Origin of the sequence: Flavobacterium sufflavum, assembly GCF_004016525.1 — a bacterium.
GTDB lineage: Bacteria > Bacteroidota > Bacteroidia > Flavobacteriales > Flavobacteriaceae > Flavobacterium > Flavobacterium sufflavum.
The window spans coordinates 316,858-337,521 of the sequence record NZ_SACJ01000002.1 but is presented as its reverse complement, the minus strand read 5'-3'; the positions used below and the strand labels follow the sequence as shown (position 1 = coordinate 337,521).

At 33.9% G+C, this 20,664-nt stretch carries 20 protein-coding genes and 1 tRNA gene; 9 read left to right on the top strand and 12 right to left on the bottom strand.

Going from position 1 to position 20,664, the window contains the following annotated elements; genetic code table 11:
* Window positions 1-49 precede the first annotated feature (49 nt).
* Together nusA and rimP are read right to left on the bottom strand one after the other, a co-directional pair.
* A complete protein-coding gene (gene nusA / locus EOD40_RS04425) occupies window positions 50-1,303 on the bottom strand; it encodes a transcription termination factor NusA (RefSeq protein WP_128193689.1) in 1,254 nt (417 codons plus the stop codon).
* Between the two features lie 14 nt (window positions 1,304-1,317).
* On the bottom strand, window positions 1,318-1,782 hold the full coding sequence (rimP, locus tag EOD40_RS04420) for a ribosome assembly cofactor RimP (protein ID WP_128193688.1): 465 nt from the start codon (window positions 1,780-1,782) through the stop codon (window positions 1,318-1,320).
* Window positions 1,783-1,958: 176 nt separating this feature from the next.
* Here rimP and EOD40_RS04415 point away from each other — a divergent pair, with 176 nt between their 5' ends.
* Window positions 1,959-2,783: a universal stress protein gene (locus tag EOD40_RS04415; RefSeq protein ID WP_128193687.1), complete on the top strand. Its 825-nt coding sequence runs from the start codon at window positions 1,959-1,961 to the stop codon at window positions 2,781-2,783.
* Window positions 2,784-2,833: 50 nt separating this feature from the next.
* On the opposite strand, the gene EOD40_RS04410 is transcribed toward EOD40_RS04415, so the two are convergent.
* Window positions 2,834-2,904, bottom strand: a tRNA-Gln gene (locus tag EOD40_RS04410).
* A 217-nt stretch (window positions 2,905-3,121) separates the two neighbouring features.
* On the opposite strand from EOD40_RS04410, the gene EOD40_RS04405 reads away from it, so the two are divergent.
* Both EOD40_RS04405 and EOD40_RS04400 read left to right on the top strand, forming a co-directional pair.
* The gene (locus tag EOD40_RS04405) at window positions 3,122-6,400 is read left to right on the top strand and encodes a glycosyltransferase family 117 protein (RefSeq protein WP_128193686.1); all 3,279 of its coding nucleotides are present in this window, start codon (window positions 3,122-3,124) and stop codon (window positions 6,398-6,400) included.
* A gap of 333 nt (window positions 6,401-6,733) precedes the next feature.
* Window positions 6,734-7,387: a polysaccharide deacetylase family protein gene (locus tag EOD40_RS04400; protein WP_128193685.1), complete on the top strand. Its 654-nt coding sequence runs from the start codon at window positions 6,734-6,736 to the stop codon at window positions 7,385-7,387.
* On the opposite strand, the gene EOD40_RS04395 is transcribed toward EOD40_RS04400, so the two are convergent.
* Together EOD40_RS04395 and EOD40_RS04390 are read right to left on the bottom strand one after the other, a co-directional pair.
* Window positions 7,384-7,683: a thioredoxin family protein gene (locus EOD40_RS04395; RefSeq protein WP_128193684.1), complete on the bottom strand. Its 300-nt coding sequence runs from the start codon at window positions 7,681-7,683 to the stop codon at window positions 7,384-7,386. The two genes, EOD40_RS04400 and EOD40_RS04395, sit on opposite strands and share 4 nt — an antisense overlap.
* A 76-nt stretch (window positions 7,684-7,759) precedes the next feature.
* Complete coding sequence (locus tag EOD40_RS04390) at window positions 7,760-8,992, bottom strand: metallophosphoesterase (RefSeq protein WP_128193683.1); 1,233 nt, start codon at window positions 8,990-8,992, stop codon at window positions 7,760-7,762.
* A 418-nt stretch (window positions 8,993-9,410) separates the two neighbouring features.
* Here EOD40_RS04390 and EOD40_RS04385 point away from each other — a divergent pair, with 418 nt between their 5' ends.
* Both EOD40_RS04385 and EOD40_RS04380 read left to right on the top strand, forming a co-directional pair.
* On the top strand, window positions 9,411-10,238 hold the full coding sequence (locus EOD40_RS04385) for a hypothetical protein (protein ID WP_128193682.1): 828 nt from the start codon (window positions 9,411-9,413) through the stop codon (window positions 10,236-10,238).
* A 107-nt stretch (window positions 10,239-10,345) separates the two neighbouring features.
* Entirely contained in the window at window positions 10,346-11,263 is a 918-nt protein-coding gene (locus EOD40_RS04380) for a hypothetical protein (RefSeq protein WP_128193681.1), read from the top strand.
* 93 nt (window positions 11,264-11,356) lie between these two features.
* Here the strand turns inward: EOD40_RS04380 and EOD40_RS04375 are convergent, their stop codons facing one another.
* The 6 genes from EOD40_RS04375 to EOD40_RS04350 form a co-directional block, all read right to left on the bottom strand.
* Window positions 11,357-12,691: a sensor histidine kinase gene (locus EOD40_RS04375; protein WP_128193680.1), complete on the bottom strand. Its 1,335-nt coding sequence runs from the start codon at window positions 12,689-12,691 to the stop codon at window positions 11,357-11,359.
* Between the two features lie 3 nt (window positions 12,692-12,694).
* Window positions 12,695-13,369 carry a response regulator transcription factor gene (locus EOD40_RS04370; protein ID WP_128193679.1) on the bottom strand — a complete coding sequence of 225 codons (675 nt, stop codon included), beginning with the start codon at window positions 13,367-13,369 and terminating at the stop codon, window positions 12,695-12,697.
* Window positions 13,370-13,511: 142 nt separating this feature from the next.
* The gene (locus EOD40_RS04365; RefSeq protein ID WP_128193678.1) at window positions 13,512-13,712 is read right to left on the bottom strand and encodes a hypothetical protein; all 201 of its coding nucleotides are present in this window, start codon (window positions 13,710-13,712) and stop codon (window positions 13,512-13,514) included.
* Window positions 13,713-13,737: 25 nt separating this feature from the next.
* Window positions 13,738-13,941, bottom strand: coding sequence for a hypothetical protein (locus tag EOD40_RS04360; RefSeq protein WP_128193677.1), 204 nt, complete (start codon window positions 13,939-13,941; stop codon window positions 13,738-13,740).
* A gap of 24 nt (window positions 13,942-13,965) precedes the next feature.
* The gene (locus tag EOD40_RS04355) at window positions 13,966-14,169 is read right to left on the bottom strand and encodes a hypothetical protein (protein ID WP_128193676.1); all 204 of its coding nucleotides are present in this window, start codon (window positions 14,167-14,169) and stop codon (window positions 13,966-13,968) included.
* Between the two features lie 24 nt (window positions 14,170-14,193).
* On the bottom strand, window positions 14,194-14,397 hold the full coding sequence (locus tag EOD40_RS04350; RefSeq protein ID WP_128193676.1) for a hypothetical protein: 204 nt from the start codon (window positions 14,395-14,397) through the stop codon (window positions 14,194-14,196).
* 371 nt (window positions 14,398-14,768) lie between these two features.
* Between EOD40_RS04350 and polA the strand changes: the two genes are divergently transcribed.
* On the top strand, window positions 14,769-17,615 hold the full coding sequence (gene polA, locus EOD40_RS04345; RefSeq protein WP_128193675.1) for a DNA polymerase I: 2,847 nt from the start codon (window positions 14,769-14,771) through the stop codon (window positions 17,613-17,615).
* 67 nt (window positions 17,616-17,682) lie between these two features.
* A complete protein-coding gene (locus EOD40_RS04340; RefSeq protein ID WP_128193674.1) occupies window positions 17,683-18,195 on the top strand; it encodes a hypothetical protein in 513 nt (170 codons plus the stop codon).
* A 55-nt stretch (window positions 18,196-18,250) separates the two neighbouring features.
* On the opposite strand, the gene EOD40_RS04335 is transcribed toward EOD40_RS04340, so the two are convergent.
* Entirely contained in the window at window positions 18,251-19,303 is a 1,053-nt protein-coding gene (locus EOD40_RS04335) for a LacI family DNA-binding transcriptional regulator (protein ID WP_128193673.1), read from the bottom strand.
* Window positions 19,304-19,661: 358 nt separating this feature from the next.
* Between EOD40_RS04335 and rplM the strand changes: the two genes are divergently transcribed.
* A complete protein-coding gene (gene rplM / locus EOD40_RS04330) occupies window positions 19,662-20,117 on the top strand; it encodes a 50S ribosomal protein L13 (protein ID WP_128193672.1) in 456 nt (151 codons plus the stop codon).
* Window positions 20,117-20,503 carry a 30S ribosomal protein S9 gene (gene rpsI, locus EOD40_RS04325; protein WP_071184711.1) on the top strand — a complete coding sequence of 129 codons (387 nt, stop codon included), beginning with the start codon at window positions 20,117-20,119 and terminating at the stop codon, window positions 20,501-20,503. The genes rplM and rpsI overlap by 1 nt, the downstream gene beginning before the upstream one ends.
* Window positions 20,504-20,664: the final 161 nt, after the last annotated feature.

Here is a 20,664-nt window from a genome sequence, read left to right as displayed (position 1 = left end):
TAACCTTTTTATTATTACCTATTTCGTTGTGTTGTTTAGAAGTATAGAACTAACTATCGAACTCTTCTTTCAATATTTTCATTACATCTAGAATTGTTTCCTCTTCTAAATCTGTTCTTCTTACTAAATCTTCTACATCATGTTTCAAGATACTTTTTGCTGTATCTAATCCAATTTTTGCAAATTCTTCGATGATCCACTCTTCGATTTCATCTGAAAACTCTGTTAATTCAACATCATCCTCATCTGCGGTAGTACCTTCAACATCTCCTTCTCTGATAACATCTAACTCATAACCAGTTAACAAACCAGCTAGTTTAATGTTGTGTCCTCCTCTACCAATAGCTTTTGAAACCTCTTCTAATTTCAAAAACACCTCAGCTCTTTTAGCTTCTTCATTGATTTTAATCGAAGAAACCTTTGCCGGACTCAATGCTCTTGTAATGAACAATTGAACATTATTAGTATAATTAATAACATCGATGTTTTCATTACCTAACTCACGTACAATTCCGTGAATACGAGAACCTTTCATCCCCACACAAGCCCCTACCGGGTCAATTCTATCATCATAAGAATCCACAGCTACTTTTGCTTTTTCACCTGGAATTCTCACTACTTTCTTAATCATAATCAAACCGTCAAAAACCTCTGGAATTTCCTGTTCAAATAATTTCTCTAAAAACTTCTCAGAAGTTCTAGACATAATAATTTGAGGTTTGTTTCCTTTTAATTCAACGCTTTCAATAATTCCACGAACATTATCCCCTTTACGGAAGAAATCGGATGGAATTTGTTTTTCTTTTGGTAAAACAATTTCATTCCCTTCATCATCCACAAGAATAACAACTCTTGGTCTTACATGGTGTACTTCGGCGGTGTAAATATCGCCTATTAAATCTTTAAATTGCTTATAAAGATTTGTATTATCGTGTTCATGTATTTTAGAAATCAAATTTTGACGCAAAGCCAAAATAGCTCTTCTTCCTAAATCAATCAATTTTACCTCTTCAGAAACTTCTTCTCCAATTTCAAAATCTGCTTCAATTTTTCTAGCCTCAGTCAAAGTAATCTCTTCATTTTCGAAATCTAAATCTTCGTCAGCAACGATTACTCTCCTTCTCCAAATCTCCATATCTCCTTTATCAGGATTGATAATGATGTCGAAATTATCATCTGAACCGTATTTTTTCTTCAATGCATTTCTAAATACATCTTCTAAAATTGCCATAAGCGTTACACGATCAATAAGTTTATCATCTTTAAACTCTGAAAATGAATCGATTAATGCTAAATTTTCCATGCGAATTCTTTAAATTAAAATGTTACTGTAACAACTGCCTCTTTAATTTCTGTATAAGGTATTTGCTGTTCTTTCTGTACTGTTTCTTTTCCTTTTCCTACTTTTTTAGGCTCTCTTGCTTTCCAAGACAAAATTATGAAATCTTCATTAGCATCAACTAATTCAGCTTCAATTTTTTCAGTATTTGTAGTCACAATCAAGGTTCTACCAATATTTTTCACATATTGACGAACCATTTTTAACGGCGAACCTACCCCTACTGAAGCTACTTCTAAAGAATAATCCTGCTCTTCTCTGTCCAGATTACTCTCTATTGCCCGACTAATATCAATACAGTCCTGCAAAATTACACCATTATCATCATCTAAAGTTATCATAACTTTAAATGCATCAGTAATAGTCAAATCAATCAAAAAAAGTGTAGGTCTTTCCTCAAGAGCCTCCACCAATAACGTATTTACTTTCTCTTTAAATGTCATATTTTTTATAAAAAGAGGGGACATTTAGTCCCCTCATTATCTAGATTTTAATAAATAACGGCACAAATATAGTGTTTATTTTTATAAACCAAAAATAATTGATTGCTGTAAAATTATTCCTTACCTTTATTTAAATAATAAAAACATCCCAACCTTACCAACAAAAACCAAAATCCATGAAACGTATTTTAGTACCTACCGATTTCTCAACACAGGCCGAAAACGCCCTGAAAGCTGCAGCACAAATAGCACGGAAAAACGATTTCGAGATACACCTTTTACACATGCTGGAAATTCCCAGCCAAATGAATGACGCCATCTCAGGCGGAGCTGCGATACCTGAAATCATGCTATTTATACAAAAAGCAAAAGAGACAATCCACTATATAAAAGAGCAACACTACCTAAAAGATATCCCTATTATTGAATCCATCAAACTGGAAAAAGCCTCACAAGGCATTCTTTCCTACAGCAAAGAAAACAACATCGATTTAATCATAATGGGTTCCAACGGTGTTTCAGGAATCGAAGAAATAATCATTGGTTCCAATACCGAAAAAGTAGTCCGCCTATCAGCCGTTCCAGTCATAATCATCAAAGAAGAAATCAACAACTTCAACCCTAAAAACATTGTTTTTGCCTCCGACTTTTCTGAAGAAATAAAAAAACCATTCAAAAAAGTACTTGATTTTGTAAATTTATTCGATGCCAAACTCAACTTAGTAACCATTTGCACACCAAACAGCTTTAAGACTACAGCTATTGCAAAAAAAATATTCCAGAAATTCATTAGTGAGTTTGAAATCAAAAATTTCTCTACCCACATTTACAATGACCTAAATATTGAAAAAGGCATCATTCATTTCTCAAAAGAAATAAACGCCGACCTGATAAGCCTTTGCACACATGGCCGAACCGGACTTTCCCATTTCTTTACCGGAAGCATCAGCGAAGACTTAGCCAATCACGCCACCAAACCACTGATTGTTTTTAAAATATAAATTCAAAAACTACAAATAAAAAAAGCCTCTCAAATGAGAGGCTTTTTATGTTGGTCTACTAGGACTCGAACCTAGAAAGACTGCACCAAAAACAGTTGTGTTACCATTACACCATAGACCAGCAGTGCTTTATTGCGAGTGCAAATTTACAAGCTTTTTCAGTTTACACAAACTTTTTTTAGTTTTTTTTTCGAAAAAAAATTCAAAAAACAAAAACCTCACTCATAATCAATACTTTAAAAAACCCATTTGTTTTGCAGAAAATTTTGTTAATGCCTCCATCCTTAAACAAAAAAACATTTTCTTTGTACCTCGAAAAATTAACTAAATTTTACTACATGAATAAGGAGTCTTTCAATTTCAAAAAATGGAATACTATCATAGGCTGGATTGCGTTTGGAATCGCATTAATAACCTATTCTCTTACCGTTGAGCCCACTATGAGCTTTTGGGATTGTGGAGAATACATTGCCACAGCAGCAAAACTAGAGGTAGGGCATCCTCCCGGAGCTCCTTTATTTCAAATGATTGGTGCCTTTTTCGCCATGTTTGCCACTAATGCACAACATGTTGCTTTAATGGTTAATATGACTTCTGTTTTCTCCAGTGCCTTTACTATTCTTTTTATGTTTTGGTCTTCAACTATGATTTTAAGAAAAATCATATCCAGTTCTGAAGAACCAAGTAAGAGTAATGACATTGTAATTTTAGGAAGTTCTTTTGTTGGTGCTTTAGCCTATACTTTTTCGGACAGTTTTTGGTTCAACGCTGTAGAAGCCGAAGTATACGCTATGGCTTCTTTACTTATTGCCTTACTTTTTTGGCTGGGATTGCGTTGGGAACAAGACATGAATACTCCAAGAGGAAACAAATGGTTATTAGTTATTTCATTAGTAACCGGTCTCTCATTTGGGGTACACTTTATGGCATTATTAACGATACCTGCAATAGGATTCTTATATTATTTTAAACATTACAAAACTGTAACGATTAAAAATTTCATCATTGCTAATGTTGTAGTAGTTTCTGTTTTATTGTTTATTTTCAAATTACTACTTCCTTTAACGATGGCGTTTTTTGCCAAAGCAGAGGTTTTTGCCGTAAATAGCCTTGGAATGCCTTTTAATTCGGGAACCATTCTGGTTACTTTAGTATTAATAGCTGCGTTTTATTTTGGATTAAAATACACTAAAAACAAAGGTCTAGTTACTTACAACACCCTAATTCTTTGTATTTTATTCATCCTAATTGGATTCTCTACCTGGTTAATGCTGCCTATTCGAGCGAATTCAAATGTTATCATTAACGAAAATAAACCATCGGATGCTCGTGAGGTTTTAGCTTATTACAATAGAGAACAATATGGCTCTAACCCTTTATTTTACGGACCTCAATACACGGAGAGTTTTGCCGGATTAGACAAGAACACTCCTTATCTTGACAAAGCTCCTAACTACGAGAGAGATTACAAAACCGGTAAATATGTTATTGTAAACAATTACAAAAACGCAGAACAAAACAGCGATAATGCCCAAAAAACATTCTTACCTAGAATGTGGAGTACCGAACACATTGAAAACTACATCAATTTTACGAATCCTCCTCAATTCAGTATCAATCCTGATTATCCATACGAAAATGATTTGGCCAGATATGGTGTGGACGCAAGCAAACTTTCTGAAGAAGACTATAACAAGGCGATTGCCCAATTAAAAAATGAGGTAGAAAAAACCGTTTCTGAATTCCGACAGGCTTATGCTCAAAAACAAATTGACAACGAAGGCTATGTAAAATTCCTTAGAAGCTATGGCGACTACCTAATAATCGAAAAGCCTACTACAGCTGACAACCTTAGTTTTATGGCCGAATACCAATTTGGCTACATGTATTGGAGATACCTAATGTGGAATTTCGTAGGACGTCAAAGCGACAATCAGGGAAGATACGACAACCAGGACGGAAACTGGCTGAGCGGAATCAAGTTTATTGACGATATTCATTTAGGTTCACAAGATAATTTACCTACAGACACCTTAAACAACAAAGGGCGTAATGTCTATTATTTCATTCCTTTCATCTTAGGACTTATTGGATTAATGTATCACGCCGGTAAAGATTTAAAAAGTTTTTATGTATTACTCGCTTTGTTCCTTTTCACGGGAATTGCTTTAAAAATCTACCTAAACGAAAGACCTTTTGAACCTAGAGAAAGAGACTACGCCTTAGTGGGCTCGTTCTATGTTTTTGCTATCTGGATAGGATTAGGCGTTTATTCATTGTACGAAAGTGCCAAAAAATATTTATCCCCAAAAATTGCCGGACCGGTTATTGTAGCTGCTTCTTTATTGACAGCACCTGTTTTAATGGCTTCTCAAAACTGGGATGACCACGATCGTTCTGGCAAATACACGGCGTTGGCCATGGCAAAAGCCTATTTGAGTTCCTGCGACAAGGACGCTATTTTATTTACTATTGGAGACAATGACACCTTCCCTCTTTGGTATGCACAGGAAATCGAAGGCATCAGAACCGACATAAAAATAGTCAACACCAGCCTTTTTATGACCGACTGGTACATTGACCAAATGAAAACCAAAACTTACGAATCAGAACCATTGCCAATTTCTTTCACACACGATCAATATGTGGGAGACAAGCTGGATTATGTGGTAAGTATTCCTAAGATAAAAAGCCGTTGGAGCGTAAAAGGCTTTATGGATTTCATCAAACATCCTAAATCGACGGTTGATATGCAAAACGGACAAACCATCCATTTCTATCCAACAAACCAGATTAGGATTCCTGTTGACAAAAATACCATCATCAAAAACAAAATTGTTTCTGAGAAATATTACGATTCAATAGTTCCTTATATCGACATTGACATCAAAGGAAGCGCCTTATACAAAAACAGATTGATGATGCTGGATCTTGTTGCCAATAACAACTGGAAACGACCAATCTATTTTAGTGGTGGAGCTTTTGATGACGAAGAATACCTATGGATGAAAGACTACCTGCAATTAGACGGTATGGTTTACAAACTGGTTCCTGTAAAAACAAGCATTCCTAAAGACGGAAACCCTATGGAAATGGGACAAATTGATGCCGACAAAATGTACAACATCGTCATGAAATGGGATTGGGGGAATAGCGAAGGTAACATCTACCACGACCCGGAAACACGTCGTGAAAGTATTACTTACAGAACGAACCTTTCCCGATTGACTGACCAGCTAATCAAAGACGGTAAAATAGACAAGGCTAAAAAAGTGATTAATTTAGCCATGGAAAAAATGCCAATTGACAAATTTGGTTATTATTCTTTGTTAGAACCATTTGTAAACAATTATTATCAGGTAGGTGAGACTGCAAAAGCACATGAACTTCTTGAAAAATTAATTGAAAAATACAAAGAAAGTCTAAATTACTACAGCAAAATGAGCGCTGGCGACCAATCAGACATAGCGATAGACATAGTTACTGATATTGAGCGTTACAGAGCCTTATTAGAAGTAGTTAAGAAAAACAACGACGCTGCTTTCTTCCAGAAACACCGTGGAGCTTTCAATACTTATATTGATATATTCCAGCGTTTTGGCCGCGATAAAGAATAGGCAAAAAAGTATTAATTTGATAAAAAATGTAGCAATCCTAACAAAAAAGATTGCTACATTTTTTTTATCTTTAATATGATAGATGAGATTTATTTTTCAAGTTTCAAACGTCCTTAGCTTCCGCAGTCGAGTGTCAAATGTTTGAAGAATGCGTAAAAAGAAAAGCTGTTTGAGCGATAGCGAGTTCTTTTCTTTTAGCATTCGAAAACTAATTTGACCGACGAGGAAGCGCAAGACTTGATTTTTTTGTTTCTTTTTTGATCAAGCAAAAAAGAAAATTTGTAAGCCACATTAATAATTACACCCAATTGTCATTTTTAATACAAAATACAAATGAAACCTTATTGGATTAAAACACATAGTATCATCAAAAAAATATTTTCTAATTACGTTTGGGATATCCCTAACAACGAAAAGAAAATCTACCTTACTTTTGATGACGGACCAACACCAGAAATTACTTCCTGGGTTTTAAACCAATTAGAACAATACAATGCCAAAGCTACTTTTTTTTGCATTGGTAAAAACATTGCAGCACATTCTGAAATCTTTGCTCAAATTCAAGCCAAAGGACACAGCATAGGCAATCACACAAATAATCATTTAAATGGCTGGAAAACTTCTATTGATGATTATTTAGAAAACATTTCTTGTTGTGAAAATACAATCAATAATCTGTCATCTGAAATCAAAGATCTAAAGTCTAAAATCTTCAGACCTCCTTATGGCAAAATAAAAAGAGTCCAGGCTAAAAAACTCAGACAACAAGGCTATAAAATAATTATGTGGGATGTTTTAAGTGCCGATTTTGACCAAAACATCAGTAAAGAAGAATGCCTGAATAATGTAGTATCCAATACCCAATCAGGAAGTGTAATCGTATTTCACGACAGCGTAAAGGCTTTTAAAAACCTGGAATATGTGTTGCCAAAAGTGCTCAAACATTTAGCTGATAAACACTTTTCTTTCGAAGCAATAAAAGATTAAACCAGCAGCTCCTGCACGATAGTAATCAAAGAATTAGCATCTAATTCCCCTGATTTTCTCCAAACCATCTGACCATCTTTATATACCATCAAAGTAGGCAATCCTTTAATTCTTAATGCTTCGGCCAGCTCTTGATTTTTATCGACATCAATTTTTATCACCTTTGCCTTATCACCTAAAGCTGCAGCAACATCTCTAATAACCTCATGCATAGAAACCGAAGATTCATTCCAATCTGTGTAGAAATCAATTAACACAGGTACTTGTGCACTTATAAGTTCTCCAAATTTTGACATAAAACCAAGAATTAATTTTTTTTAAATCTAAGAAAAATAACGTTTCTTCATATACAAATGTAGCATTTTTAACGAATTATGCTACTTTATCTCCTTTTTTTAGCTCGATAACCGTAATTTCAGGCATAATTCCTACTCTACCCGGATAAGCATGGAAGCCAAAACCCCGGTTTACATATACATAACGCCCTAAATGCTCATACAAACCTGCCCATTGTGCATAGACATATTGCGCCAGACTCCATTTAAAATAACCCGGAATTTCAATCCCAAACTGCATACCATGTGTGTGTCCTGACAGCGTAAGATTAAAATTCTTTTCGTGATTTTTAACCTCATAATCCCAATGACTCGGGTCATGGCTCATCAAAATCTTAAATTCTTTCTCGTCCAAAGCCTGAGAAGCCTTGTTCAAATCGCCTGCTTTTTTAAAATTATGCCCCCAGTTTTCTACTCCTACTATGGCAATCCTGTCATTTTCTTTTTCTATAAAAGTATGTTCATTCAACAGCAAACTAAAACCTATTTGCCCGTACAATTCTTTTATTTCCTTGAAATTTTGACTTTTTTCAGCTTCCGATGGCCAGCTTACATATTCTCCATAATCATGATTCCCTAAAACCGAAAACTTACCATATTCAGGCTTTTTGATGCGATTAAAAGTTTCAATCCAAGGATGCATTTCCTTAGCGTGCGTATTGACAATATCGCCGGTAAACAAAATCAAATCTGAATTTTGCTCGTTGACCAAATCAATTGCATAGTTTATTTTCTCAGGATTGTCAAAACTCCCCGAATGCACATCGGAAATCTGGGTAATCGTAAAACCATCAAAAGCATCAGGTAAATCAGGAAAAAAGATGCGTTGTTTGATTACTTTATAATTGTATTTCCCAATGGTTACACCATAAAGCAAAGACAAAAACGGAATCGCAGCCAGGCCTAATCCAATTTGGCTAACAAACTTTCGCCTCGAATTAAAGAAACTCTCATTATCATTTTCCACAAAATAATTGACAGCTCCCGCTCCTACTCTAAAAATATCCTCACCTAATAAAACAATAGCCAAAACAATTTTAGGAACATATACCAGCAGCATCAAACCCATGGTAAACATCGTATGCTTGGTTTGCCCCACCGAACGGTCAAAACTAAAAAAACCGTAAACGATATAAATTAAAATTGCCAGACTCAACACGCTGTATCCAACCAAAAACCATTTATCCTTTACAATTGTTTTAACAGCCTGAAAGGCATAGAGTTCCAACACCATAAGAAACACTACAAAAAATAGTAACCTAAAACCCATTTTAATACATTTTTACACAAAATAACAACATCTACCGCTTAATTTTGAATATGTTAATTAAACTTTAACTTGATAAAGTTGTTTTTTAGGAGCAGAACGGTAAAATATTTAATAACGTCCCCTCCTACTCTTCGCTATATCTTTTTATTTTGTCATACTGAGTTTAACCTGTCTAAAGTTCACCGAAGGATCGAAGGACAAAATAAAAAGGATGCCGCTGCGATCAGGGCTAAAAAGAACGACTCAATTTTACAATAAAATTTGTAAGAATATTTTAATATATTTGAAAAAATATAAAGCACGATAAAACTCCGAAATTAACCGATTTTGAGTATCTAAACGAAAATTCTTTTCGACTTTATATAAGTTAGTAGCAAGTATTGCAAAACTGAACATTCTAAAAACACTCCATAGTTAAATGAACAAAGATTTTCCATACTTCAACGAAGAACAAATAGGTATACTTCAAGGATACAAATTCTCTAGATTTATCTCTTTTGATAAGTTCATTGATTTCATGACAAAAGGACTATTTATTCCTAATGCAACTTTATTCGAAGACAATTCTGAAGGTTATGTTCTTTTAAAAGAAGGCTTTCTAAAAATAAAAACAAATGAATTAGAAAAAACTGGAATTTTTAAATGTTTCCCTGAATACGATGGTGATGTAACTTCAAAATCAGAATTAATTGAACATTATAAAAGTAAAACTTTTGTAAGTTGTTGGTATAATGAAACCAGTGAATCCATAGCAATGTGGAAATATTATGGAGCTAATCCAAATAGTGTAATGATAACAACTGATGGATATGAATTAAGCAAAATATATTTTGCAAACGAACAATTTATCGACAATTCATTTATTGCAAAAATGGGACTTGTAAAATATGTTAAAAGAGGCGAATGGGATCTTAAATATAATGAAGTCCCCTTATTTCATAACAGAGAAATACTCGGAACCAAAATTGATGCCCCAGAAGTATTTTTATTTGAGTCATTTTTCTTTAAACAACACCCTTATTCATTTGAAAAAGAAATAAGATTAGTCATAAGAAAACATGAAATTGAAAATGAACCATATTTGCCTGGTATTAGACTTGAAATAAAAAATTATAATAGCTTCATAAAAGGCATCAAACTTTCTCCTGAAGCTTCTTTATGGTTTAGAGATACTGTACAATGGACATTGAATCAATTTAATATTGACACTAAGATAGAAAGTTCAATAGTAAATATTTTTACATAAATAATCCCGAATCTAGCTTCTTGATTGTATTTAGCACCTAGTTTCTTGTAAAACATTGCTCGCAAATAAATGAAAAATGACTATATTACCTCACAAAAAATCACGTAATGAGTATATCCAAAGCAAATCAAATACAAGTTCATTATTACTTCTCTGATACTTCACATGGTTTTGAAGCATTAGTACGCAATGAATGCGAAAAAGAACTTCTAAACTTATATTATGAAATAGCAAAAAGCTTAGATTTAAAAATACTTGTGCAAAGTGAACCACCTAAAGAAGGTGGATTTATCGAAATATGGAAATTCCTTGGCGATAATGGTAGCCAAATATCATTAATCGTAAGCGTAATAACGTTACTTATCTCTCGAATTCCAGTTGAAAACAAAAAATTAACTCAACTTCAAATAGAAAATTTAGAGTTAGATAATGAATTAAAAAAAGCAGAATTAAAAGAATTGCACCTAAAAAGTTTACAAGAAGAAGATTTAAATGAAGAACTAATTAAAAAAGTAGTAGAATATTTAGCCGTAAATTATAAAATCACTTGGCGAAGATCAAATTTTTATAAAAAAGTTTCCTCTTATAAACGCATTAATAAAATCTCAACACAAAGACTTTATAATGATTCTCCAATTGGAACAGACAGAGAGGTCCAAAGAGGACAGTTTTATAATTTTACGTTACTAACTGATGATCTTCCTGAAACAGAACCTAATGAAGTAAAAATCGATCTCATTTCACCAGTATTAAAACCCGGAAAATTCTATTGGAAAGGTTTTCTAAACAAAGACATCATAAACTTTGAAATGCTCGATAATACTTTCAAAACGATGATACAAAATGGAGAAATCCCATTAAATAATAAAGTAGTAATTAACACATTACTAGTTCAAAATCGCAAAATTGACGAAGATGGACATGTAAAAGTGACAAAATACACAGTTAAATTAGTAATCGACTATGACATTAAAGGATTAACTATTATTACGCCTGAAGGGCAAAAATATCTTGATTCAAAATAATTCCTCACTATTGCCCGTCACTATAACATCTAACGCTCGATTGCATCCACAACCTACTTTCCTGAAAAAAACAAAGTATCTGTAACACAGTTCTTAATAGAAATTTTCCTTAACTGGAAAATGCAATAAAAAAATAGTGCCTTCGCCAAGTTTTGAATTCACTTCAATTTTTATTTGGTGAAAAAGCGCAATGCTTCTCACAATGGCTAATCCTAAACCGTTTCCATCCTCGTTGGCATTTATTCGTGTAAATCGATTGAATATATGACTTACCTGATTTTCATTCATTCCAATTCCGGTATCGGAAATCGATAAAAAATAATCCGTCTCGTCAAAGCCGTCAGTTACAACAATACTGCCATTTTCTTTGTTGTATTTTATGGCATTTACCATTAGATTATACAGCAGAATATGGATCAGGGTTTTATTTCCAATAAACTCAAACTGATGCTGAAGATTCATTTTCAAATCTATCTTTTTCTCATCGATACGGTCTGTAAGATCTTCGCACAAGTCATCTAACAATTCCTGTAAATTTACCTTCTCATTCGATTCATATTGATGATTTTCAATTCTAGAAATAAGCAATAAATTATTAATCACTTTCTTGAGCATATCCAAAGTCCGCAATGAGCTGGCTATTTTATCGACTGCGTTGTCATTTAATGATTCGTTTTGAATGAGGTTTTCAAATTTGTTTTGAAGTAATGCAATAGGTGTTAAAAGTTCGTGGGAAACATTGGCAATAAACTGTTTTTCCATTTTAAAAAGCTCGCTTATTCGGTTCATCATTTGGTTTAAAACCGTATCCAATTCCCTAAAATCAGAAGATGTCGAATTAATGGGAGTATGGTCAAAAGTATCGGGTTCATTGACACGCCTAATTTTAGTATCGATAATTTTATAAAATGGTTTTAACAAATATTCGATATAAAAAGTATCCATCACAAAAGTAACAACCAAAATAATGATGAGTACCACCAACACAAAGAGCTTGATAATAAAAGTCAAATCCTGAATTTCTCCCAGGCTATTTCCTATTTCGAGTTCGTAAGCTGTTTTCTCATATAAAAACTGGTATCTTAAAATTCGGTAATTGTCCTGCTCTCCTTCAATAATTCGATATTCATCCACAAAAACCGTTTTATTTTGATGAAAATCAGTTGGTTTTCGAGACAATTGGAGAAACTCACTATGCAAGGTAGAAAAACTAGCATAGGTTTCGGTGGTATCATTTCGAAGAATAAAATCATTTATTTCTTCTTTATCTAAATGCTCTAAGAATTTTTGTTTCTTTTCAACTAAGCTTTTATCAATCTTTTTGTAAACTACTTTTTGGACTAAAATGGGTAATACTAACCAAAAAACCAGAATTACTAATAATCGGGTTATCAGGTTAAAAATTATTAATTGGCTCTTAATTTTCATTGCTTATGAATTGATACAATAACCCACATTCCGAACCGTTTCAAACCAAGGTATTGAAACAAATTTATCCAGTTTTTTTCGCAAATTACGCACATGAACATCTATAAAATTAGAATCAGAGTTTAGCTCTAAAACATCTCCCCAAATATGTTCCGTCAACTGTAAACGTGTAATAACTCTATTTTTATTGAGTACCAGATATTGAAAAATATCAAACTCCTTTTTAGTCAAACTAATTGTATTTCCCTGATAACTTACTTTATAATCCTGAAGCTGAAGCTTGAATCCATGTATTTCCAATTCATTCAGAACAAAACCATGCAAACGTCTGATAACGGCAAACAATCGCGCATTCAACTCGGTTAAGGCAAATGGTTTTGTCAAATAATCATCGGCACCTAATTCCAATCCGTTCACCCTGTCGTCTATTTCTCCACGGGCAGTAATTACAATCACGGCAATTTTTGACTTTGACTTTCTGACCTCTTTTAAAACCTCAAATCCGTCACCATCAGGCAATCCTAAATCCAATAACATGGCATCATAATCGGTTCCTGCAAACGCATCTAAAGCCTGCTCACAATTTTTAGCAAGGGTACAGAGATAACCATTTCTGCTTAAAAAATCCCGAACTTCATTAGCTAATTCCTGATTGTCTTCGACTATTAGAATATTCATAAACCTTCGTCTTATTTAATTTAAATGTAATGAATTTTGAAAAACATTTTATAAATTTTATTAAACCAATTAAAAACAATAAAGCTGATAAATTTCTTTACCAGCTTTAGTTAGATGCTGTCTTTAACCAAAATTAACTTGTCTATTTTGCTCCTTTCGTTGCTACTGTTTTAGACTCCATTTTTGCAGCTTTTGCAGCTTTACGTTCTTCTTTGCTTTTGTGTTTATGTTTTTTTACAACAGTTACTTCTTTAGCAGCTGATGCTTTTTTAGGTAGTGGTGCTGCTGTTGCTAACACAGTTGTCCCTAATAGAACTACGGATAATAATACTAATTTTTTCATGACTTTAGTTTTTTATAAGATGAATTTATTTTTTTGCTTCTGCTTTTGGTGCTTCTGTTTTTGTTTCCACCTTAGCAGCTGTTTTTTTAGCTTTTTTCGCTTTGTGGGTCGCTGGTTTTGCCATTGTAACCTCTTTTACAGGAGTGGCTTGTTTAGTTTGTATTGGTGCTGCTGTTGCTAAAACGCTTGCTCCAAATACGGCTACTAATGCTAATGCTAAATTTTTCATGACTTTAATTTTTTATGTTATTATTTATTTTTTTGCTTCTGCTTTTGGTGCTTCTGTTTTTGCTTCCACCTTAGCAGCTGTTTTTTTAGCTTTTTTCGCTTTGTGGGTCGCTGGTTTTGCCATTGTAACCTCTTTTACAGGAGTGGCTTGTTTGGTTTGTATTGGTGCTGCTGTTGCTAAAACGCTTGTTCCAAATACGGCTACTAATGCTAATGCTAAATTTTTCATGACTTTAATTTTTTATGTTATTATTTATTTTTTTGCTTCTGCTTTTGGTGCTTCTGTTTTTGCTTCCACCTTAGCAGCTGTTTTTTTAGCTTTTTTCGCTTTGTGGGTCGCTGGTTTTGCCATTGTAACCTCTTTTACAGGAGTGGCTTGTTTGGTTTGTATTGGTGCTGCTGTTGCTAAAACGCTTGTTCCAAATACGGCTACTAATGCTAATGCTAAATTTTTCATGACTTTAATTTTTTATGTTATTGTTATTTATAGTTCAAATTTACTCTGGTGAAATGAAGCCAAAATGAAGTTTTTATCCCTGATTCAAACCTTAAGTTTTAATTAACAACTTCGTTATTTAAGGCTAATTCGTTTCGAATTTTCAACCTTTACAAAAACTTATCTGCTTATTTACAGGTCAAATGTATTTTGGTAAAATGAAGCTAAAATGAAGATTGCTCTCCATCTCCAAAAATTAACTTTGCATTAACTAATTCAGCTTTTAATTTTTTCAAAAAGCCATAAGGTTCCTCCATTTACAATTATAAATTTCAGTAACAAATTCATTTTTAAAAGTCAATTGTCTATTTTTACGGACTAATTTCTTTTATATGTCAGCTCAAAAACGTCTTTTTCTACTCGATGCCTATGCTTTAATTTTTAGAGGCTATTATGCCTTTATTAAAAATCCAAGAATCAACTCTAAAGGCATGGATACATCGGCCATTATGGGATTTATGAATTCACTGATGGATGTGATTAAGCGTGAAAAACCGGATCATTTGGCGGTAGCTTTTGACAAAGGCGGTAGTGATTTACGCAACGAATTGTTCCCGGAATACAAAGCCAATCGTGACGCAACACCCGAAGCCATCAAAATTGCCGTTCCTTATATTCAGGCTTTGTTGAACGCTATGCATATTCCTATTATTGAAGTGCCGGGTTATGAAGCCGATGATTTGATAGGAACTATTGCCAAACAAGCCGAAAAACAAAACTACAAGGTGTACATGATGACACCTGATAAAGATTTTGCCCAATTGGTTTCGGAAAATATTTTCATGTACAAACCAGCCCGTATGGGTAACGGAATCGAGATTTGGGGAATTCCTGAGGTTTTGGAGAAATTTGAAATCGAAAGACCGGAGCAGGTTATTGACTACTTAGGAATGATGGGCGATTCTGCTGATAATATCCCTGGATTACCGGGTGTGGGAGAAAAAACAGCTAAAAAATTCCTTGCTGAATATGGCTCTATCGAAAATTTATTGGCTAATACCCACCAACTCAAAGGAGCCATCAAAGACAAAATTGAAGCCAATGCCGAACTGGGATTGCTATCAAAAAAACTAGCAACTATTCTACTGGATTGCCCGGTAACTTTTTGTGAAAAAGATTATGAACTTTCAAAGCCTGATGTAGAAAAAACAGATGCTTTGTTCAACGAACTCGAATTTAGAAGAATGGCGGAGCAATTTGATGCTATTTTTAAAAATCCATCCCAAGCTCCCCAAAATGAAGTAATTCCAGTTGACGAAGCGAAACTATATAAAAAACCACAGCCTAAAAACGAAGACCAGTTTGATTTGTTTTCGGCTACCACTCCAGCGCAAGATACTGAGGTAACTCATCATCAATTTTACAGTACACTGGAAAACACCCCGCATTCGTACCAAATTATTCAAGGCGATTTAGGCATTAGATTATTGTTGCAAAACTTACAAAAACAGACTTCTGTTTGCTTTGATACCGAAACTACTGGTTTAGATGCTTTACATGCTGAACTGGTTGGAATGTCTTTCTCTTACGAAAAAGGAAAAGGATTCTATGTTCCCTTTCCCGAAAACCAGGACGAGGCCAAAGCTTTGGCAGAAAAGTTCATTCCGTTTTTCGAAAATGAAACCATTGAAAAAATTGGTCAAAACATCAAATACGATTTAAAAATATTATCGAATTATGGCATTCGCGTAGCCGGAAAATTATTCGATACCATGATTGCGCATTATTTGATTAATCCTGATATGCGTCATAATATGGATATTTTATCAGAGACTTATTTGAAATATTCGCCTAAATCCATCGAAGATTTAATCGGCAAGAAAGGAAAAAACCAAAAGTCGATGCGCGAAGTAGCTTTGGAAGACATCAAAGAATATGCTGCCGAAGATGCTGATGTTACCTTTCAATTAAAGGAATTATTTGCCGTAGAACTGGAAAAAACCGAAACACAAAAACTATTTGACGAAATCGAAATTCCGCTTGTTCCTGTCCTTGCGGCTATGGAAACCGAAGGAATCAAACTTGATGTTCCTTTCCTGAAAAGCATGTCAGTGGAAATGGCTGCCGAAAGCAATGCTTTAGAACAAAAAATATACGAAACTGCCGGTGAAAAATTCAATTTGGCTTCGCCAAAACAACTCGGCGATATTTTATTTGACAAATTGAAAATTGGCGGTGCCAAACAAAAGAAAACAAAAACTGGACAATATGCTACTGGCGAAGAAGTCCTGAGTTATTTAGCCAATGACAACGAAATTGTACGTGATATTCTAGAATGGCGCCAAATGGTAAAATTACAAAGCACTTATATTGACGCTTTACCGAACCAGGTCGACACCAAAACAGGACGCGTGCATACCGATTATATGCAAACCGTTGCGGCAACAGGACGTTTGAGTTCTAACAATCCGAACTTACAAAACATCCCTATTCGTACCGAAAGAGGTAGATTGATTCGTAAAGCATTCATTGCCCGTGATGAAAATTACACCTTAGTTTCTGCCGATTACTCTCAAATAGAATTGCGTGTAATTGCAGCACTAAGCGGTGAAGAAAACATGATTAAGGCTTTCCAAAACAACGAAGACATTCACAAATCAACTGCTTCTAAGGTTTTCAATGTACCTCTGGAAGAAGTAACCCGCGAACAACGTAGTCATGCTAAAACAGTAAACTTCGGAATTATCTATGGGGTTTCGGCTTTTGGTCTTTCGAATCAAACCAATCTTTCCCGTTCTGAAAGCGCTGATTTGATTGAAGCCTATTACAAATCGTACCCAAGATTGAAGTCTTATATTAATGAGCAAATTGATTTTGCGAGAGATCATGGTTATGTGCAAACGGTTTTAGGTCGTCGCAGGTATTTAAAAGACATCAATTCGCAAAACGCTATTGTTCGCGGCGGTGCCGAACGTAATGCGGTTAATGCCCCTATTCAAGGTTCAGCAGCTGATATTATCAAAATTGCGATGATTAATATTCATAATAAATTGATTGCCGAAAACTGGAAATCTAAAATGTTATTGCAGGTACATGATGAACTTGTGTTTGACGTTCATAATGATGAATTAGAAAAAATCCAACCAATGATTAAAGCCGAAATGGAAAATGCTTTTAAACTGGAAGTTCCCCTGGTTGTCGATTTAGGAATGGGTAAAGACTGGCTGGAAGCGCATTAAAATTTTAGATTTCGGATTTTAGATCTCAGAATGTAGTGATCAACATCTATAAAACATTGTGTTTTTTATGAAAAGATTTTTAATAATTGTGTTTTTAGCTTACAGCTCGTTAATTTTTTCGCAAGAAAAAGACACATTAATTATAGGCAAATGGAAAGTAATCTCCATTGAAACACATAATTATTACTACAATTCTGAAACTGATTCATTATCTTATTTCAAAGAATATAAAAAAATGCTACCTGACCTTATTAAATCATTTGGCTATAAAAATTTAGCCGAATTCGAACAAGGGACAAAAAAGGAATTTGCAAACGACAAATTTATTTTTAAAGACAATAATGTTTACTTAAGAAAAAAAGGAGATAAAATATTGCGTGAAGGCAATTACACTGCCAACAAATCAGAAAAGACAATATCTTTTAAAGATAAAGACAAACCTGAGCATATTATGGAATATTTTATAGAAAAAGGACTTTTACATCTAACAATGAATTTCAAACAAAAAATAAAAACAAAATCTAGCTCCATTAATCTAAGACCTACAAAACTTATTTTACAAAAAATTACAATTCAATAGAAAATACAAACTATAGATTTTGATGAAATTTACGAATCAAACAAAAAATCCATTCTTATTTATTTTTAAGAATGGATTTTTTTGTGGTTTTAGAAGATTCTCTTTCTTTCAAATTAGTTTTTATAACAACGGTTTGATAAGGAGCTTCATTTTCTTCATCGGCTTCTAAGCGATCAATGAGTAATTTGGCTGCTACCTCTCCAATCTCAACTCCATGCTGACTTACAGTACTTAAACTTGGTGTTAAACGTCTCGAAGCTAAAATTCCGTCGGCAAAACCTATGATGGATAACTCTTCTGGAATTTTATATCCTTTTTTAATAGCAACTTTCAAAGCCGCAACCGAATCGCGTTCGTCCAAAGCAAAAACACCATCAATAGTATTGTTTTCAAAAATAGCTTCAATTCTTTTTTTCATATCATCTTCTGAATTGGTGCGAAGAATAATATTTTCATTTACCGCAATTCCATTATCAGCTAAGGCTTTCAAATACCCCTCGGTTCTTAGTTTTCCAACACTCAAATCATCTACCGAAGATATCAATGCAATATTTTTACATCCCGTATCTATCAATCTTTGGGTAACATTTAACGCCGAATCATAATCATCTACCACTACTTTATCACATTCCACCTCTTCGGCAATGCGGTCAAACATAACAATTGGTGTTCCTTCATTAATAATATCGGTAAAATGAGAGTAATCCTGAAGTTTTTGAGCTTCTTCTGAAACTGATAAAATAAAACCATCGGTAGTTCCATTACTTAACATCCCTAGTGTATTGATTTCTTTAACTATCGATTCGTTAGAAATACAGGTAATCACGTTATATCCTTTTTCATCGGCTACTTTTTCGATGCCGCTAAATACTTTGGCAAAAAAAGAATTCAAGATATTCGGAATAATAACTCCTATGGTTTTTGTCTTTCTGTTTTTTAAATTCAAACCAATGATATTGGGCTTGTAATTTTTGAGTTTAGCATACTCCTTAATCTTTACTTTCGTTTGATTACTAATCTCCGGACTATCATTCAGTGCTTTAGAAACTGTAGAAACAGAAACATTAAGTTCTTTTGCAATTTGCTTCAGTGTTGCTTTAACTTTCATAATGAATTATATTGTCTTAGTTTTAGTCGTTTTTAGAATAGATGGGCTAAATGTTTTTTGACAAAATCACATCTTCACTACATCTAAAAAAGGAATTAAATCCCCCCATTCTTTACATCGCAAGATTGCAAGGTAATCAAATTATTTTTTATATCAAATGTAAGATAAATTTAAAACCTAAAGCAGTCTCTCCAATTATAAAAAAAGAGTACTTCAAAGCACTCTAAATATCCGATTGATTATCAGCACAAAAACCTGAAAAAATTATTCATTTAAAGGTATTTGTATTTAAAATAATTAATTGTACTTTTGCAACCCCTTTATTGGGGATGGAATGTTTAATTAAAAAATTTTTATTGTGAACGCATTAAGCTACAAGACAATTTCAACTACAAAGGCAAACTCTACTAAAGAGTGGATCGTTGTAGATGCAGAGGGTCATAACTTAGGACGTCTTGCTTCTAAAGTCGCTATGATTTTAAGAGGAAAGTACAAGCCAAGCTATACCCCACACGTGGACTGTGGAGATAACGTAATTGTTATCAACGCAGAAAAAATCAACCTTACAGGTAACAAAATGGACGAGAAAATTTACATGCGTCACACAGGTTATCCAGGAGGACAAAGAACTTTAACTGCTAAAGTATTGCAAGCTAAAAACCCAGCAGCTTTAGTTGAAAAAGCAGTAAAAGGAATGTTACCTAAGAACAAATTAGGAGCTGAACTTTTCAGAAATTTAAATGTTGTTGTAGGAGCTGAGCACAAACAAGGAGCTCAAAAACCTAGAACTGTTAACCTAAACGATCTTAAGTAATGGGAGTTATTCACAAAATCGGTAGAAGAAAAACCGCTGTTGCACGTGTTTATGTTTCAGAAGGAACAGGAGTAATCACTGTTAACAAAAAAGAATTTGCAACTTATTTCCCTACAGCTACTTTACAGTACAAAGTATTGCAACCAATGTCTATGACAGAAAATGCATCTAACTTTGACGTGAAAGTAAATGTTTACGGAGGTGGTGTAACTGGTCAGGCAGAAGCTGTAAGAATGGCAATCGCTCGCGCAATGTGTGAAGTAAATGCTGAAAACAGAGGTGTTTTAAAACCAGAAGGTTTATTAACTAGAGACCCAAGAATGGTTGAACGTAAGAAATTCGGTCAGAAGAAAGCTCGTAAGAGATTCCAATTCTCTAAACGTTAATATTGCCTGTCTTGTTCACAGGAGCAAGACTTTATTGAATTTATTATTGAATTTAAACAATGTTGTTGTTGTTGTCTCACCGAGGTGAGAAATTAGTTTAGCATCTAAATGTATTTAGCCGAAATTTCGCCATTTATACATTGCTTACTCAACAGAACGTA